Origin of the sequence: Stenotrophomonas sp. HITSZ_GD (genome assembly GCF_029543105.1) — a bacterium.
Classification (GTDB): Bacteria; Pseudomonadota; Gammaproteobacteria; order Xanthomonadales; family Xanthomonadaceae; genus Stenotrophomonas_A.
This window is the reverse complement of the sequence record NZ_JARQXB010000008.1, coordinates 87,127-103,101: the sequence shown is the minus strand read 5'-3', so window position 1 is coordinate 103,101 and position 15,975 is coordinate 87,127. Positions and strand designations below refer to the sequence as shown.

Here is a 15,975-nt window from a genome sequence, read left to right as displayed (position 1 = left end):
GCGGCGCGTGCGGCGGCGCTAGCCGGCCGGGCGCAGCAGGCGGGGCACCTGCGCGGCCGCGTGCGCCCAGATCGCCAGCCAGACGCCGGCACGCACCGGCCAGCTGCGGCGCGGCGCCTCGAACTTGCGGAAATAGCGCCACAGCCCGCGGTGCTTGTGCCATTCCACGAAGAACGGCCGCGAGCGGCTGGATACGCCGCGCAGGTGCACCACGCGCAGGTCGTTGGCCACCGCCACCGTCGCGCCGGCCAGGCGCGCGCGCCGGCACAGGTCCAGGTCCTCGGCATGCAGGCGGTAGCCGGCGTCCCAGCCGCCGATCGCCTCGAACAAGCTGCGCGGCATCAGCATCAGCGCCCCGGAGATGGCTTCCACAACCTGCAGCGGCTGCGTGGGATCGGCCGGCACCGCCAGCTGCGCGCCACGGCGCGGGGCGCGCAGCATCGCGGCGAAGTCCGGGTCGCGGCGGCGCACCGCGCCATCGGGCTGGCCGTGTTCGTCCACCTGCTCCACGCCGAGCAGCGCGGGCACGCGCAGCGACTGGGCACGCTCGCGCAGCCGCGCCAGCGTATCGGGCGCCACCATCAGGTCCGGGTTGATGAACACCAGCCACGGCGCCTGCGAATCGGCCGCGCCCTGGTTGCAGGCGGTGGCGAAGCCGGGGTTGTCCGGGTTGGCGATGAAGTGCACGCGCGCGTCCTCGATCGCATGCCGCTGCACCACGCCGAGCGTGTCGTCGTCCGAATCGTTGTCGACCACGCGGATCTCGGCCACCTCGGCCGCCGCGCGCAGGCGCGACAGGCATTCGTCGATGGTGGCCGCGCTGCGGTAGGTCACCACCACCGCGGCGATGGCTGCACTCATTCCTCTTCCCCCTGGGTACCGCCGAACAGGTCGCGCTGCGGCATCGCGACCGGCGTGGCGTCGTAAAGCTGTTGCAGTTGCGTGCGCAAGGCCGAGAGCGGATCTTCCATCAGGAACCCGGCCAGGCGCGAATGCCATGCCGGCCAGCGCGTGGCCAGCGCATCCATGTCGCCATCGGCCGGCACGCCTTCTTCGGCGCGCGCGACGAAGGTCGTCTCGCACAGCACGTTGCGCCAACCCAGCCCGGCCATGCGCAGGCTCAGGTCGATCAGCGCCGCATACCAGGCGCCGTAGCTGCTGGCATCCAGGCCGCCGGCGCGCTGGCGCGCGCTGCCGCGCAGCGCCACGGCATGGCAGATGGCGGCGGGCAGCTCCGGGTGCAGCGGCGGCATCGCCGCGCAGGCGGCGGCCAGGCGCTCGGCATCATCCGGCAGCGGATTGATCTCGCCCAACCGCGGCCACGCCGCCGCCTCGCCGGCATTGCTCCACGGCGTGGCGCTGGCAATGGCGGCATCGCGGGCGAAGCAGGCCTCCAGTTGGCGCAACCAACCGGGCAGCGGACGCGCCTGCGAAGACAGCACCACCACGTCGGCGCCGCCGCAGGCGCGCAGCATTTCATCCAGATGCGCGACCTCGCCGATCGGGCGCTCACGCCGCGTGTAGTGCGCCTGCAGGCGCGTGCGCGCCAGCCAGCCCTCGACCACCGCCACGCCGCGCGGCCCTGCCTGCGCGTCGTCGGCCAGCCACACCGGCGTACCCGGCGGCGTGCCCGCCTCGAGCGCGGCGAGGCAGGCGTCCAGCGCGCGGTCGTCGGTGCCGACCGGCAGCAGGACGATGGGGGCGGCGGCACTCATTGCTTGGCGGGCGTGTACAGCGGTTCCAGCGTCTTGAACTTGCGGCCGTACTCGTCGTTGAAGCGCACCGCCTCGTTGGCGTCCTTCACAATGGTCGGCGTGATCAGCACGATGACTTCCTGGCGGGTGTCCTTCTGCGTCTTCCGGCCGAACAGGCCACCCACCACCGGCAGGCGGCTGAGGAAGGGCACGCCGGACGACCCGTTCTCGTCCTGGTCGCTGATCAGGCCCGCCAGCATGATGGTGTCGCCGCTGCGCACCGCCGCCTCGGTGTGGATGCGCCGCGTGTCGATGGGCGGGTTGCAGGTCGATTTGGTGGGATCGCAGCCGGCGGGCGTGGCGCCGGCCGAACTGACTTCCTGCACGATATCCAGGAACACGGTGCCCTCGCGGGTCACGCGCGGGCGCACCTTGAGGATCACGCCGGTGTCCAGGTACTGCACCTGGCTGTAGGTGCTGTCCGAACCGAGCGCCGTGTTCACCGAGACCGAGTTGATCGGCACCTTGGTGCCCACGTTGAGCGTGGCCTCGGCGTTGTTGCGCACGAACACCGACGGGGTCTGCAGCAGGCGCACGTCGGTGACCTGGTCCAGCGCGGAGATCACCGCCGCGGCATTCTTGCCCAGGAACGTCCAGCCCAGGCCGCCACTGCCGATGGTGCCGGAGATATCGCCCCAGATGCCGCGCCCCAACGCGCTCGGCAGGCCGGCGCCACCGTCGGCCACGGGTGCATCCACGGCGTTCTCGAAATACCAGTTGACGCCGTAGCTCAGTTCGCCGCTCAGCTTCACCTCGGCCACCTGCGCCTCGATGTGCACCTGCATCGGCATGGTGTCCAGCTTCTCGATCACTTCGCGGATCGAGCGCCACGCCTGCGGCGAGGCGCGCACCAGCAGCGTATTGGTTTCCTCCACCGCCGAGACGCCGACGCGGTCGCCCTGCACTTCCAGCGTGACGCTGCCGTTGCCACTCTGGCGCGGCGAGAGGTTGAACTCGCCGCCGGTGCCGGTGCCGCTGCCGTTCGTGCCGCCGGCGCTGCCGAAACCACCGCTCGCATTCGAGCCCAGCGTGCCGCCGCCGTCGCGCCCCAGGCTGGCCGAATCCAGCGTGTCGCCCAGCTGCATCGAGGTGGCGCCCGGCGCCAGCGAGGCGTTGTCGCCGCTGCCGCGGCTGCTTGCACCGAACACCTCGGCCAGCCGGTCGGCCAGCTCGCGCGCCTTGATGTACTTCAGCTCGTAGGAGAACAGGCGCGGCGCGCCGCCGGCGCTGTCGATGCGCTCCAGCCATTGCTGGATCTGGTCCAGGTAGCGCGACTGCGGGGTGATCACCAGCACCGCGTTGGCGTTCTCCAGCGGCATGAAGCGGAACATGCCCGCGCTGGGCGTGCCGCTCTTTTCGCCGAAGACTTTCTCCAGGTCCGCGGCCACGTCCTGTGCCTTGCCGGACTGGATCGGGAACACGCCCACCGACATGCCCGACAGCCAGTCGACATCGAAGATCTCCACCGTGCGCAGGTAGTTCTCCAGCTCAGCGCGCGTACCGCCCAGGGTGATGACGTTGCGCGAGCCGTCGGTGCCCACGATCGCGTTGGGCCGCGCGTAAGGCTCCAGGATCTTCTTCATCTCGCTGGCGGAGATGTAGCGCAGCGGCACCACGCGCACTTCGAAGCCGCGCGCGCTGGCGGCCGGCGCGGTGCTCGGCGCCACGGTGCCCGCCAGTGCCTGGTCGGCCGGCACGATGTTGTACCGGCCGCCGCTGTAGACCATGCGCGCGTTGTTCCAGCCCAGCACCATCTCCAGCAGGTTCAGCGCCTGCGCCGGCGAGACCGGCTTGGGCGTGGCCAGCGTCACCGTGCCCTGCACGCCGGGGGCGATGACGTAGTTCTGCCCGAGCATGTCCCCCAGGATGGCCTTGACCACCGCCTGCAGCGACTCGCCCTCGAAGTTGAACGTCGCCTCGCCGGTGCTCGCCGCCGACAGCGCCGGCGCCGGGCGCGCGGCCGCGCCGCGGTTGATCACCTCGCCGCTGCCGCGGCGGATCACCGGCTGTGGGCCGGCGTCGGTGCCGGCATCGTCGGTGGCCACCGGGGCGGTGCGCGGCGGTGGCTGGGTCGGCGCGCGGCGCACGTCCGGGGTCGGCGTGCTTGCGCAGCCGGCCAGCAGGCCCAAGAGGAGGGAAATCAGGACAACGCGTGACGTCATGTCTGCACTCTACGGGTTCTGCGGCACGGCGGCATCGCCGTTGCGCTGCGGGTTCTGTTGTTGCTGCTGCAGCGCGCGCCGGCGCGCTTCGATGCGTTCGCGGATCGCCTTGAGCTGGTCCTCGCTGGGTGCCGGCGGCGCGGGTGGTGCAGCGGCTGCTGCCGCGGGCACACCACCCTGCGAGGTGGGCGCGGCGGCCGGCGCCGGGGCGACGACCACCGGGGCAGCCACGGGCGTCACATTCGGCGGCGGCGCGGGCATGGCCGGCGTGTTGGCCGGGGCGGCGCCGCGCAGCGCGGTGGGCGCCTCGCCGCCGCGCCCGTCGAAGACCTGCATGTCCAGCGTGCGCACGCCGCCCGGCCCTTCCACCGTGGCGCTGCGCGGGGCGAGCGTGAGCAGGCGCCAGCCATCGACCGCGTCGCCCTGCAAGCGCAGGCGCAGCGAACGGCCCTGGTCGGTGGTGATCGTGGCCATCTGGAAGCGCGGCGTCAGCAACACGCCGGTCAGGCGCAGGCCGGTGGCCTGCGGCGCATCGCTGCCGCCCAGGAAGAACGGATGCGGGCGGCGGTCCTCGGCGAACACCGGGCGCTGCGCGATCGCCGCGTAGGCGGACAGCTCGCCCAGCCGGCGCGGCGGGGCGGTCGGAATCGCCGGCAACGGGCGCGCGGGCAGCGCCGCATCTTCGGCTGGCAGGCGCGAACCCATGCCCAACCCGGCCAGCACCGCCACCAGCACGGCCCACCCGGCGAACACCGCCCGCCATCCCAGGCGCAAGCCGATCGCGTCAGGGCGCATGGGTGGCCTCCGGGGCGACCGCGCCGGGGCGCACGTAGCCGGCCAGATCGAAGCTCACGTCCAGGCCATTGGGCGTGTCGCCGGGCGAGAGCGCCGCGCGCTGCGCCAGCACGTTGAGGTTGTCCACGAACAAGCCCGGCGTGCCGGATTCCAGCGCATGCAGCACGTTGGCCAGCTCCGGCGTGCCGCAGCGCAGGCGTACCTGCACCGCGACGCGGGGAAAACGGCCCTGCGGGTCCACCGGCAGCGCCGAGCGGTTGCTGATCGCACAGCTGCGGTGCCCCGGGCTGGCTTCGGACACCACCGCCTCCAATCGCTGCACCAGGCCGGCCACCGCCAGCTCGGCCGAGGCTTCGGGCAGGAAGCCGGGGCGCGTGGACAGTTGCGCGCGGGCGCGCTGCAGCTGTTCGGCGATGCGCGGGGCTTCCTGCAGCTCGGCGCGCACGCGCTGCGCGCGCTCGCTGGCCGCGCGCACGCGCGCCTCGGTGGCCAGCAGCGGCTGCACGAAGAAAGGATGGACCAGCACGCCGTAGACCAGTGCCAGCACCAGCAGCAGCAGGCCCAGCGCCCAGGCGCGCTCGCGCAGGTCGGGGGCGGCGGTCATCGGCCACCTCCGGCCGCGGGCGGCGGCGCGGCGCCGGGCGCGGCGAGTGTGGCCGTGATGGTGAAGCGGTCGCGGCCCTTGCCGGCATCGCTCTGCAACACGCCGGTGAGCGCGGGCTTGCGCCAGGTCGGCGCGCCATCGAGGCGTTCGACCAGCGCGGCGGCTTCGTCGCTGAGGCCAATCAGTTGCAGCTGGTCGCCCTCCAGCGAGAATTTCTCCAGGTACGTGCCGTCGGGCAGGCGCTGGCTGAGTTCGTTCCACACCTCGATCGCCGCCGGGCGGGCGGCGCGCTGTTGTTCGAAGAACGCGGCGCCTTCGATCAGCGCGGTGAGCTCCTCGCGCTGCACCGCGACCTGCCGCGCGCGCTGGGCCTCCTCGCGCACCTGCGCTTCGAGCGCGTCGGCCGCACCGGCGCGGTTGTCCAGCAACCACTGCGAACCGACCGCCAGCGCGAACAGCCCCACTGCCAGCACGGCCAGGTTCCAGCGCGCCATCGGGTCGCGATGCGCGTGGCGCTCGGCGAGGGGCAGCAGGTTCACCCGCAGCGGCTGGCCTTCGCCATCGCGCACGTCCACCCCGGCCAGCAAGGCGCGCCACGCCGGCGCGATGCCCGCCTCGCCTTCGATGGCGCGGCGCGGCACCACCACCAGTTCGGCGTCGAGCTGCGCATCGCCGTGGTGGCCGAGCGCGCGCACGTCGAACCACACCTGGTCGGCAGTGAACGGGGTCTGCCGGTCGATCTCGAAACGCGCCACGTCCTGCAGGCGGGCCGCGGCGGCGGCCGGCAGGCGCAACGGGCGGCGCAGCGCGGCATGGGCCGGCAGCAGCCAAAACCGCGGCAGCGGGCGCAAGCGCGGCGGCAGCAAGGCATCCCAGTCCGCCGGCGGCACGGCCTCGGGCAGGCGCGCCAGCGGCTCCACGCCCTGCGCGCGTTGCCAGGCCAGCGCCACCTCGGCGCCCTCGCGCCACAGCAACAGGCGCGCCGGCGAAAAGCCCAGCCGCCATTGCCAGCGCGCCGGCAGCCAGGCCAGCAGGGCCGACTGCCACCAGCGCCAGAAGCCGCCGGCCCCCGGCGGAATCCGCAGGCCGATGCGCTCGAGACTTTGCCGCCACGCGGTCATTGCACTGCCGCTCCCTCTTCCCACTGCAACACGGTGTATGCCGAATCGCGGGCGCCCGCGCTGCCGGCACGTACCACCGCCCGCAGCACCACCTCGCGTCCTTCGCCCAGGCGTGCCCGGCTCTCAATACTATAAGTGCCGGTCCCGGTCGCCGTGGCCGCCGGGTCGACCTGCGTGACCGGGGCACCGGGCGGCGCCTGCCGCGCCGCCAGCCAGGCCGCCGGGTCCATGCCCAGCGCCGAGAGCACCGGCGCCGGCGCGAAGGCCGCCAGGGGCTGCGCGCGCTGGCCGTGGATCGTCACGTTCGGCAGCAGCTGCCGGTACAACTCGGCGTCCACCCCCCGCACCAGCCGCAGCTCGCCCAGGCTTTCGAACGGCGCGTCCTTGGCCCCGTAGGGCAGCCCGGCGGCGGCGTAATCGGCATCCTCCGCGCCGCCGGGCGCCTGCAGGCTGTCGGCGTCGCGCCAATCGACAATCGCCGCGGCCACCGCCTGCGCGCGCGCGGGCTCGGCGCCCAGCGCACGCACCAGGCCGGCCAGCAGCGCTGGCGGGGCGCTGTTGAGGTCGACCTTGCCGCCTTCGTCGACGATGCGCACCTGCACCGGGACGCCGTCGAAGGCCCACGCGTAGGCGCGGCCATCCGGCCGCCAGCGCGTGGCCGGCGCGCCACGCAGGCGCCAGAGCGCGTACTCCAGCCCGGCACGCGCGACCATCTGCCCGCGCGCGGCGCCGCGCTGCACGCCCTGCTGCCCGTGTTCCACCCGCGCGGTGAGCGCGAAGGCGCCCACCATCGCCGTGAGCAGCACGATCAGCCACAGCACCAGCACCAACGCCACGCCGCGCATGTGCCGGCTCATAGCGACGTGCGCTCCAGCGGGGCCTGTGGCAACGCCACCAGCAGCGGCGGCCAATCGCCCTGGGCGTCGCGCAACTCGATGCGCACCCAGCGCGGCAAGCGGTCGCTGTCGGGCCACTGGGCCTGCCATTCGCCGATGCGGCGCTCACGCGGGTCGAAGCCGCGATAGGCGAAGCGCACCTCCACCAGCCCGTCGGCCAGCGGTTCGGGCGGCACCGGCCGCGCGGGCGTGAGGGTTTCGCCGGCCTGCACCTGCGTGAGCTGGATCTGCAGGCGCCGCGCCGGGCCCTGACCTTCGACGAGGACATCGTGCAAATAGGGGCCGCCGAACCCGAGGTAGTCGGGCACGTCGGCGACGAAGCGCATGCGCTGCGCCTCGCCGATGAAACGCAGCGGCTGCCGGGTGCCGGGATCGCGCGCCATCATCACCGGCAGTGCGGCCGCCAGGCGCTGGCGCAGGAAGCCCTCCACCGTGCGCATGCGCTCGCTGCGCGCGGCGATCGCCTCGCCCCGCCCGCCCACCGCGCCGGCCGAGCGCAGCGTGGCGAAGGCCAGGGTCAAGCCGGCCGCCAGCAGCACCGTGGCCAGCAGCACCTCGACCAGGGTGAAGCCGGCGGCGCGGCGCGGGCTCATGGCGCACGTCCTTCCAGCGCGGGCGGCACGAGGCGCAGGCTGCGCCAGTGCAGTTGCTGCTCCGGTGCCTCGCCCCAGCGCACGGTGAGGTCCAGCTGCAACAGCTGCGGGTCCATGGGCGATACGGGCTGCGGCGTGGCCGGCGGCTGCGGGTCCGTCCACGGCTGCACGTCCAGCCGCCAGGTGTAGCGGCCCTCTTCCCAACGCCCATCGCGATGCTGCGCGCGCAGCGGGCCGTCCATCTCCAGCCCGGCCAGCAGCGATTGCGCGTGCAGCGTGGCGCGGGTGGCCTGCTCGGCGGCGCGCACCTGCCGCGCGCCGCCGGAGAGCGTGCCGATCAGCAGGCCCAGCGCCAGCGCGAGCAGCGCGAAGGCCACGATCACCTCGATCAGCGTGTAGCCGCGCTGGTGCTTCATCGCGGCACCTCGACCCGGCCGCTGCGCACTTCGCCGGTGATCCACGCCACGTCGATGCGCCAGCGCGCCTGCCGCGCGGCCAATTCGATGCGCCCGCCGCTGGATGCGCCATCGGCGAAGAAGCGGATCGCGCCGGTGCCTTGCCGCGGCTGCACTTCGCGCGCGCCGGTAAAGCCCACGCGCAACTGCGCCGGCACCTGCCCGCGATGGCCCAGCGAACTGGACCAACGGCCGTTGCGCGGGTCGATCTCGAATTGCTGCGGCACGCCGCTGGCCATCGCGCGGGTACGCACCAGCCGCAGCTCGGCGGCCAGCTGCTTGCCGTTGGAGCGCAGGCGCAGGCCCTCGATGCCGCCGCCGAGCACGCCGGCGGCAAGCACGCCAGCCACCGCGATCAACGCGATCACCAGCAGCATCTCCAGCAGGGTGACGCCGCGCGCGCGGCGGCGCGTCATCCGCGGGCCGGGGGCCATGGCGGCTTACTCGTAGACGATATCCGCGTCGTAGCTGCTGCCCCCGGGCTGGCCATCCTTGCCCAGGCTGATCAGGTCGAACGGGCGGCCCGTGCCCGGCACGCGGTAGTCGATGGGGTGGCCCCACGGATCGTTGAGCTCGGCCGGCTTGGCATACGGGCCGAGCCAGCCGGCCGCGCCGGCCGGCGCGTTGACCAGGTCGTCGAGCTTGGTGGGCAGCTTGCCGGTATCGAGCTGGTAGTTCTCGACCTTGCCGGCCAACGTCTGGATCTGCGAGCGGGCCAGGTTGGCCTTGCCGCGGTCCGCGCCGCCCAGCACGCGGCTGCCGACCAGCGTGAGCACCGCGCCGATCAGCACGATGACGATGATGATCTCCAGCAGGCTCATGCCGGACTGGCCGCGCGGCGCAGCGGCGGGAGCGAAACGGCGTCGGTGGATCATGCGGGCTTCCTGGTGGATGAAGAAGGGGATGCGGCCTGCGAGGTTAGCGGGCAGCCGCGGCAAAGGCGATGGCGAAAACGGCGCATCGCCCGTTCAGCCGATCGCATTGGTGAGGTCGTACAAGGGCACCAGCACGGCGATGATCACCCCGCCGACCACCGCGGCGAGCAACAGGGTGAGCAGCGGCACCAGCGCCGCCAGCAGGCGGTCGATGGCCTGCGCGGTTTCCTGTTCGAAGGTGTCGGCCACGCGCAGCAGCATCGTGTCCAGCGCGCCGGATTCCTCGCCCACCTGGATCATCTGCAGCGCCAGCCGCGGGAACTGCTTGCCGCGCCCCAGCGCGCTCGCCAGGCCGTGGCCGTTGCGCACTTCCTCGGTGGCGCGTTCGACCTCGGCGGCGAGCACGCGGTTGCCCAGCACGCCGCGGCCGATGCCCAACGCCTGCAGCAGCGGCACGCCATTGCGCAGCAAGGTCCCCAGCGTGCGTGCCAGGCGCGCGGTTTCCAGCCGGGCGAGCAGGTCGCCGGACAGGCGACGGCGCAACAGCCAGCCATCCAGCGCGAGCCGGAACGCGGGATCGCGCCGCCGCCGCTCCAGCCACAGCAGCGCCACCGCCGGCAGCACCACGAACACGATCCACGCATCGCGCACGAACAGGCCCACCGCCAGCACGCCGCGGGTGAACCAGGGCAACGCCACGTCCAGGCTCTCGTACATCTGCGCGAACTGGGGCACCACGTAGCCGAGCAGGAACAGCAGCGCCAGGCCGACCACCACCAGCAGGATCGCCGGATACACCAGCGCGTTGATCACCCGCCCACGCAATGCCTGGCTGCGCTCGAGGTAGTCGGCCAGGCGCTGCAGCGTTTCGTGCAGGCTGCCGCCGGCTTCGCCGGCGCGCACCATGTTCACGTACAGGCGCGAGAACACGCCATGCTGGCGCTCCAGCGCGGTGGACAGCGGCGCGCCGCCGCGCACCGCGTCGCGGATGGCGGCCAAGGTGCGGCGCTCGCGCGCGTCTTCCGGTAGCTCGATCAGGATCGACAGCGCGCGGTCCAGCGGTTGCCCGGCGCCGAGCAGGCTCGCCAGCTGGTGGGTGAACTGCACCAGCGCCGCGCCGGCCAGCACGCGCGCGCGCCATGGTACGCGCAGGCCCGGGCCGCGCTCGTCGGCGCCGGCCACGCGCGTCTCCACCGGCAGGTGACCCTGCTCCTGCAGGCGCGCGACGACTTCGGCCTCGCTGGCCGCTTCCATCTGCCCGTCGAGCAGCTCGCCCTCGCCGTTGAGCGCCTTGTAGCGGAACAGCGCCATCACGCGGCCCCTGGGCGCGCGCGCGTGCTGCCGGGCATGCCGAAGGCGGCCATCAGCCTTCCTCCGTCACCCGCAGCACTTCTTCCAGCGTGGTCTGCCCGCGCAGGGCCTTGGCGACGCCGTCCTCGTACATCGTGCGCATGCCGGCGCGGCGCGCCAGTTGTTCGATTTCGCCCATGCCGGCGCGGCGCATCACCGCCCGGCGCAGTTCGTCGTCCATGACCAGGAACTCCATGATGGTGGTGCGGCCCAGGTAACCGGTCGGCGCGATCGCCGATGGGCGCGGGCGATACAGGAAAATCTCGCCGTGCGGCCGCCAGCGGCGCAGCTCGAAGCGCTCGATCTCCTCCGGCGAGGCGGCATAGCGCTCGGCGTGGGTGGGCTCCAGCCGGCGTACCAGGCGCTGGGCGAGGATGCCGTTGACGGTGGAGGTGAGCAGGTAGTCCTCCACGCCCATGTCCAGCAGGCGGGTGATACCGCCGGCCGCGTTGTTGGTGTGCAGCGTGGACAGCACCAGGTGGCCGGTAAGCGCGGACTGGATGGCGATGCGCGCGGTTTCCAGGTCGCGCATCTCGCCGATCATGATGATGTCCGGGTCCTGGCGCACGATGCTGCGCAGCGCGTTGGCGAAATCCAGGCCGATCTGCGGCTTGGCCTGGATCTGGTTGATGCCCTCGATCTGGTATTCGATCGGGTCCTCGACCGTGATGATCTTCACGTCCGCCGTGTTGAGCTGGCTCAACGCGGTGTACAGCGTGGTGGTCTTGCCCGAGCCGGTGGGCCCGGTGACCAGCAGGATGCCGTGCGGCAGCTCCAGCACGCGGCGGAACTGCGGCAGGAATTCGTCGGTGAACCCCAGCCGCTGGAAATCGAACACGATGGTCTCGCGATCCAGCAGGCGCATCACCACGCTCTCGCCGTGCGCGGTGGGCACCGTGCTCACGCGCAGGTCCAGCTCCTTGCCCTGCACGCGCAGCTGGATGCGCCCGTCCTGCGGCAGCCGCCGCTCGGCGATGTTCAGCCGCGCCATGATCTTGATGCGGCTGATCACCGCGGCGGTGAGCTTGGCCGGCGGGCTTTCGCCGTCGATCAGCACGCCGTCCACGCGATAGCGCACCTTGAGCCGGTTCTCGAACGGCTCGATGTGGATATCCGACGCGCGCAGCTCCACCGCGCGCTGGATCACCAGGTTGACCAGGCGGATCACCGGCGCCTCGGAGGCGAGGTCGCGCAGGTGCTCGATATCCTCCCCGCCGCTGGCCTCCCCGTCGGCGGTTTCCACGATGGCGCCCATCGCGCTGCGGCCCTCGCCGAACCAGCGCTCGATGACGTCGTCGATTTCCGACCGCAGCCCCACGCGCGCGCGCACCGGCATGCCGGTGGCCAGCGCCACCGCCGAGGCGGCGTAGTCGTCGAAAGGATCGGCCATCCACAGCTCCACCGTGCCGCCCTGTTCACCGATCGGGCAGACGTGGAACTGCTTGAGGAAGCGCGGCGAGAGCGCGCGCACTTCCGGTAGCGACTCGGGCGCGGTATCGGCCAGCGCGCGGCCTTCCAGCAGCGGCAGGCCCATCACTTCGGCGCAGGCCTCGGCGTGGTCGCGCTCGGAGACCAGGCCGAGGCGGCCGAGCAGCGCCAACAGGCCCAGGCCGGATTCGGCCTCCAGTTGCCGCGCGCGCGCCAGGTCGGCCTCCTTGAGCCGGCGGTTCGCCAGCAGGGCCTGCACGATGCGCGAGGACATGTCCTGCGCCACGTCCGGGTTGTCGACCGATGGGCCAGCGATCGCGTTCACGCCCGTCTCCGTTGCCAGCCCGAACTGTAGCAGTTCGGTCACGCGCAACGGCTTTCCACGCTACTGACGTATCGCGATTGTGACGCCATCGAAAGAAGGCGCGCCGGCCAGCCAGACTTGGTACTGCGCTGCCTGCGGCCGGGCGATGAGTACCGTCTCGTGCGTGCCCTCGCGTGCGGAGCGCGCGTCGTAGGCGTCGGCCTGCGGCGGCGCACCATGGCGCACGTACAGCGTGACCTCGCCGCTGCCGCCGTACGTGGTCACCCGCAGGGGCTGGCCGGCGCGCGCGGTGAACGTGTAGCGGCGCCCGACGGCATCGCCCGATTGGCCGCTGGCCGGCACCCGCGCGACGAGCACGCGCGCGGGCGCGCAATCGCGCACGGCGATGTCGCAATCGCGGTCCAGGGCCATGGCCATCGCGGTACCGGCATCGAGGATGCCGCTGCCGATGGGTTTGCCGGCGGGCACCTCGACGGGGAAGGGCCGCGCGCTGGCGGCCAGCAACGCGGCCATGCGCGAAGGCGCCAGCGGCAACTTGCCCCGCGCCACGCGCGCGCCCTGCACCAGCGCCGCCACCCCGGCGACATGCGGCGCGGCCATCGACGTGCCGCCCATGGGCGTGGAGGTGTATTCGCCCGAGGTGGGCGTCGTCGTGCCGGTATATCCCGCCTGCCAGACGAAGCCGCGCATCCCGCCCAGGAAGTCGCCGCCGGGTGCCGACAGCGCCACCGGCGCACCGTAGTTCGAATACCCCGCCATGCCGCCGCCCGCGCCGGTGGCGGCCACCGCGATGACGTTGCGGCAGCTGGCCGGCGAGAACGCGCGCGCATCGGCCCCCGTGTTGCCGGCGGCCACGACCACGACGCTGCCGCGCGAGACCGCCGCGTCGATGGCTTCCTGGTAGGCGCGCCCGCAGGCGCCGCGACCTCCCAGGCTGAGATTGATCACCTGCGCCGGATGCGGATTGGGCGCGGCGTCGCGCACCTCGCCGCCGGAGGCCCACGTGAGGCCATCGACGATGTCCGAGATCCATCCACCGCAGCGGCCCAGCACGCGCACCGGCAGCAGCGTGGCACGCGGCGCCACGCTGGCGCCGCCGAGGCCGTTGCCCGTGGTTTGCGCAATGGTGCCGGCCACGTGGGTGCCGTGCCAGCTGCTTTCCTCCGGCCGGGAGCTGGCGCCGCACTCGCCGGCCAGTGCGCTCCAGTCGCCACGATCCAGCGCGCCCGGCGCGGTACCCGCCTGCTCGCGGCGGGACATGAAAGGCTCGCGGACGAAGTCGTACCCTTCCAACAGGCGCGCACGCGCGAAGTCCGGATGATCGGGCAGGATGCCGGTATCCAGCACGGCCACCACCACGCCCTCGCCCTGGGAGGCGGGCCAGGCCGCCGGTACGTTGGCGCCGCCCAGGGCCTCGTGCAGATGCCACTGGCGGGCCGCGTAATCCGGATCGTCCGGCACGGCGACCGGCGCGGCGGCGATGCGCTGCAGGCGGTCTGGCTCGACGTAGCGCACGGCGGGGTCGGCCGCGATCTCCTCGATCAACCGCTCTAGTTCCAGCGGTGGCAGCGGCGTGGGCAAGCCGAGCAGTTCGGCGCCGTTGCCCAGCCGCCGCAGCCGGCGCACCGCCACGCCGGTGGCGGCGGACGCGCCCTGGGCGCGCGCCAGCGCCGGCGCGAGCGTGCGGCGGACCTGCGCATCCGCGCGCGCTTCCGACAGCGTGTCGTGGAAGCGCACGATCAACCGCTGCGGCGGCGCGGCGGCGGCGGCGGCGGCGGGCAAGGCCAGCAGCGCAGCCAGTGCGCACGCCAGCCTGGAAAAGGAGGCGACATCGAGGGATCGCGATTTCATCTGCACACGCTCCTGCGTTTAGGCATCAGTGGCGCATCCGCGCCGGTTCACCACCCCAGGCCGGCGCCCAAACCCAGCGCGCTCTGGCCACCGCCGAATGCGCCGCCGAGCGTGAAGGTCGCCCGCTCGCTGATCGCATGCTGGTAGCCAATGGACACAGCCGAGGCGCCGCGCTGGAAACCCACGCCCACGCCGAGCCGGTGGTCGGCGCGCACGCCGGCCGCGCTGGTCGCCATGTTCAACATCGCCGCGCCCATCGCGCCCTGCTGGTCGATGCGGCGGTCCTGCTGGCGGAAGCGGTCGTCGATATCGCCGCGATAGCCGGAGAACGCCTCGACGAGCGAGTCGTAGCGCCGTTCGGTGTAGGCGGCGGCGCGCGCCACGCCGTCGTCGAGCTGGGCTTTGTTCACCGCATCGCTGGCCTGCGTGCCCGCGGCCACGTGCGTGACCTGCCGTTCGGCGCCCGGCTGCCCGACCGATACGCTGTACGCGCGGTCGGCGACCGCGCCCTGCCCGAGCGCCACCGCGCCGGTGGCCTGCGTTTCCACGCGCGCGCCCGCCCCCAGCGCGGTGGCACCGGCGGCCAGCGCCTGCGCATCGCGACCGATGGCGAGCGCATCCGGCGAGGCCGCCGACGCGCCGGCGCCGATCGCGCGCGCCGCCAGCGGCATGCTGTCCGCGGACAGGCGTCGCTCGACCGCGCCGAGTGCCTGCGTCACGGCTTCGAATAGTTGCCCGCCGTTGATCGCCTCCACGCTGCCGGCTGACACCGCGCCCGGCGCCACGTTGACCAACCGCCGCAAGGCGGGCCCGCCGATCCCATCGCCGCTGCCGAAGGACACGACCTCGGCGTCCGCCGCGCGCGCGCCGGCGCCGATGGCCACCGCATCGCGCGCTTCCGCCCTCGCGTCCACGCCCAGGGCGATGCTGCGTTCGCCGCTGGCCATGCTGCGGCGCCCGGCCGCCGTAGCCTCCACGCCCGCGGCCTGCGCCACGCCCTCGCCCTGCGCTTGGAACGCTTCGGTGGCCTGGCGCAGTTGCGCCACGTTCGCCGCATCGGTGGCCTGCTCGCCGGCGGCCACGTTCGCCACCTGGCGCTCGGCACCCGCGCTGCCCACCGACACCGTGTTCGCACGCTCGGCCACCGCGCCCGCGCCGAGCGCGACGCTGCGCCGCGCGCTCGCCCGGCTGAAGGCGCCCAGCGCCAGGGCCTGCTCCGCATCGCTTTGGCCGCCGTAGCCCAGCGCCGTGGAAAGCCTGCCGCTGGCCCGCGCGTAGCCGCCGATGCCGATCGCCGCCACCCCTGCGCCCTCGCTGCGCAGGCCCAGCGCCATGGCCTGCAAGCCGGTCACCTGGGTACCGCTGCCGATCGCGAGCGCATAGTCGCCGCCGGCGCGCGCGTCCGACCCCAGCGAGAGGCTCTGGTTGCCGCGCGTGAGCGCGTTGCGCCCGATCGCCACGGCGCGTTCGGCCAGTGCGCCCGCGCCCGCCCCGAGGGCCAAGGCCGCCACGCCGACCGCGCTGGCGCCCTCGCCGGCGGCCAGGGCTTCATCGCCTTCCGCGTAGGCGCCGGCGGCGTTGTCGGCCGATGCGTTGGCGACGAAATACGGCACCGGCTCGGGCACTGGCGCGGCCTGCGCGTGCGCGCGCCCCGCCACCAGGCATGCGGCGAGTGCCGCGAGGGCGCACAGCTGGTCTTGCGCGCGAGGAAAGGCATGGGGCTGCATGGCGATCGCTCCTCCTGTCCGGTGACCCGAACCTGGATG

At 73.3% G+C, this 15,975-nt stretch carries 15 protein-coding genes; all 15 read right to left on the bottom strand.

The features are described 5' to 3' along the window. Window positions 1-18: 18 nt before the first annotated feature. The 15 genes from P6166_RS10025 to P6166_RS09955 all read right to left on the bottom strand — a co-directional run bounded on the left by P6166_RS10025 (window position 19) and on the right by P6166_RS09955 (window position 15,936). On the bottom strand, window positions 19-861 hold the full coding sequence (locus P6166_RS10025) for a glycosyltransferase family 2 protein (protein WP_277764324.1): 843 nt from the start codon (window positions 859-861) through the stop codon (window positions 19-21). Further along, window positions 858-1,715: a glycosyltransferase gene (locus P6166_RS10020; protein ID WP_277764323.1), complete on the bottom strand. Its 858-nt coding sequence runs from the start codon at window positions 1,713-1,715 to the stop codon at window positions 858-860. Before P6166_RS10020 ends, P6166_RS10025 begins: the two co-directional genes overlap by 4 nt. After that, window positions 1,712-3,916 (bottom strand): type II secretion system secretin GspD, encoded by a 2,205-nt coding sequence (gene gspD / locus P6166_RS10015; RefSeq protein ID WP_277764322.1) that lies wholly within the window; start codon window positions 3,914-3,916, stop codon window positions 1,712-1,714. Before gspD ends, P6166_RS10020 begins: the two co-directional genes overlap by 4 nt. Before the next feature lie 9 nt (window positions 3,917-3,925). Continuing rightward, on the bottom strand, window positions 3,926-4,711 hold the full coding sequence (locus tag P6166_RS10010) for a general secretion pathway protein GspN (RefSeq protein ID WP_277764321.1): 786 nt from the start codon (window positions 4,709-4,711) through the stop codon (window positions 3,926-3,928). Then, window positions 4,701-5,315, bottom strand: coding sequence for a type II secretion system protein GspM (gspM, locus tag P6166_RS10005; RefSeq protein WP_277764320.1), 615 nt, complete (start codon window positions 5,313-5,315; stop codon window positions 4,701-4,703). Before gspM ends, P6166_RS10010 begins: the two co-directional genes overlap by 11 nt. Beyond that, the gene (locus P6166_RS10000; RefSeq protein ID WP_277764319.1) at window positions 5,312-6,436 is read right to left on the bottom strand and encodes a PilN domain-containing protein; all 1,125 of its coding nucleotides are present in this window, start codon (window positions 6,434-6,436) and stop codon (window positions 5,312-5,314) included. The genes gspM and P6166_RS10000 overlap by 4 nt, the downstream gene beginning before the upstream one ends. Beyond that, window positions 6,433-7,293, bottom strand: a complete 861-nt coding sequence (locus P6166_RS09995; protein ID WP_277764318.1) for a type II secretion system protein GspK — start codon at window positions 7,291-7,293, stop codon at window positions 6,433-6,435. Before P6166_RS09995 ends, P6166_RS10000 begins: the two co-directional genes overlap by 4 nt. Then, entirely contained in the window at window positions 7,290-7,925 is a 636-nt protein-coding gene (locus tag P6166_RS09990) for a type II secretion system protein J (protein ID WP_277764317.1), read from the bottom strand. Before P6166_RS09990 ends, P6166_RS09995 begins: the two co-directional genes overlap by 4 nt. After that, a complete protein-coding gene (locus tag P6166_RS09985) occupies window positions 7,922-8,341 on the bottom strand; it encodes a prepilin-type N-terminal cleavage/methylation domain-containing protein (RefSeq protein ID WP_277764316.1) in 420 nt (139 codons plus the stop codon). Before P6166_RS09985 ends, P6166_RS09990 begins: the two co-directional genes overlap by 4 nt. Continuing rightward, a complete protein-coding gene (locus P6166_RS09980; protein WP_277764315.1) occupies window positions 8,338-8,814 on the bottom strand; it encodes a GspH/FimT family pseudopilin in 477 nt (158 codons plus the stop codon). The genes P6166_RS09985 and P6166_RS09980 overlap by 4 nt, the downstream gene beginning before the upstream one ends. Before the next feature lie 6 nt (window positions 8,815-8,820). Next, complete coding sequence (gene gspG, locus P6166_RS09975) at window positions 8,821-9,255, bottom strand: type II secretion system major pseudopilin GspG (protein ID WP_277764314.1); 435 nt, start codon at window positions 9,253-9,255, stop codon at window positions 8,821-8,823. A gap of 93 nt (window positions 9,256-9,348) precedes the next feature. Beyond that, window positions 9,349-10,566, bottom strand: a complete 1,218-nt coding sequence (locus P6166_RS09970) for a type II secretion system F family protein (RefSeq protein ID WP_277764313.1) — start codon at window positions 10,564-10,566, stop codon at window positions 9,349-9,351. 52 nt (window positions 10,567-10,618) lie between these two features. Then, window positions 10,619-12,307 (bottom strand): type II secretion system ATPase GspE, encoded by a 1,689-nt coding sequence (gene gspE, locus P6166_RS09965; protein ID WP_277764375.1) that lies wholly within the window; start codon window positions 12,305-12,307, stop codon window positions 10,619-10,621. 111 nt (window positions 12,308-12,418) lie between these two features. Beyond that, window positions 12,419-14,209: a S8 family serine peptidase gene (locus P6166_RS09960; RefSeq protein WP_277764312.1), complete on the bottom strand. Its 1,791-nt coding sequence runs from the start codon at window positions 14,207-14,209 to the stop codon at window positions 12,419-12,421. 47 nt (window positions 14,210-14,256) lie between these two features. Then, window positions 14,257-15,936 (bottom strand): YadA-like family protein, encoded by a 1,680-nt coding sequence (locus P6166_RS09955; protein WP_277764311.1) that lies wholly within the window; start codon window positions 15,934-15,936, stop codon window positions 14,257-14,259. Between the last annotated feature and the right edge of the window lie 39 nt (window positions 15,937-15,975).

Excerpts from the sequence above, each read along its gene's own strand:
- P6166_RS09985 (WP_277764316.1), bottom strand. The coding sequence starts at position 8,341 with ATGAAGCACCAGCGCGGCTACACGCTGATCGAGGTGATCGTGGCCTTC.
- gspG (WP_277764314.1), bottom strand. The coding sequence starts at position 9,255 with ATGATCCACCGACGCCGTTTCGCTCCCGCCGCTGCGCCGCGCGGCCAG.
- P6166_RS09990 (WP_277764317.1), bottom strand. The coding sequence starts at position 7,925 with ATGAGCCCGCGCCGCGCCGCCGGCTTCACCCTGGTCGAGGTGCTGCTG.
- P6166_RS09955 (WP_277764311.1), bottom strand. The coding sequence starts at position 15,936 with ATGCAGCCCCATGCCTTTCCTCGCGCGCAAGACCAGCTGTGCGCCCTC.
- P6166_RS09970 (WP_277764313.1), bottom strand. The coding sequence starts at position 10,566 with ATGGCGCTGTTCCGCTACAAGGCGCTCAACGGCGAGGGCGAGCTGCTC.
- gspD (WP_277764322.1), bottom strand. The coding sequence starts at position 3,916 with ATGACGTCACGCGTTGTCCTGATTTCCCTCCTCTTGGGCCTGCTGGCC.
- gspE (WP_277764375.1), bottom strand. The coding sequence starts at position 12,307 with ATGTCCTCGCGCATCGTGCAGGCCCTGCTGGCGAACCGCCGGCTCAAG.
- P6166_RS10010 (WP_277764321.1), bottom strand. The coding sequence starts at position 4,711 with ATGCGCCCTGACGCGATCGGCTTGCGCCTGGGATGGCGGGCGGTGTTC.
- P6166_RS09995 (WP_277764318.1), bottom strand. The coding sequence starts at position 7,293 with ATGAGCCGGCACATGCGCGGCGTGGCGTTGGTGCTGGTGCTGTGGCTG.
- P6166_RS10020 (WP_277764323.1), bottom strand. The coding sequence starts at position 1,715 with ATGAGTGCCGCCGCCCCCATCGTCCTGCTGCCGGTCGGCACCGACGAC.
- P6166_RS09960 (WP_277764312.1), bottom strand. The coding sequence starts at position 14,209 with ATGAAATCGCGATCCCTCGATGTCGCCTCCTTTTCCAGGCTGGCGTGC.
- P6166_RS09980 (WP_277764315.1), bottom strand. The coding sequence starts at position 8,814 with ATGGCCCCCGGCCCGCGGATGACGCGCCGCCGCGCGCGCGGCGTCACC.
- P6166_RS10000 (WP_277764319.1), bottom strand. The coding sequence starts at position 6,436 with ATGACCGCGTGGCGGCAAAGTCTCGAGCGCATCGGCCTGCGGATTCCG.
- P6166_RS10025 (WP_277764324.1), bottom strand. The coding sequence starts at position 861 with ATGAGTGCAGCCATCGCCGCGGTGGTGGTGACCTACCGCAGCGCGGCC.
- gspM (WP_277764320.1), bottom strand. The coding sequence starts at position 5,315 with ATGACCGCCGCCCCCGACCTGCGCGAGCGCGCCTGGGCGCTGGGCCTG.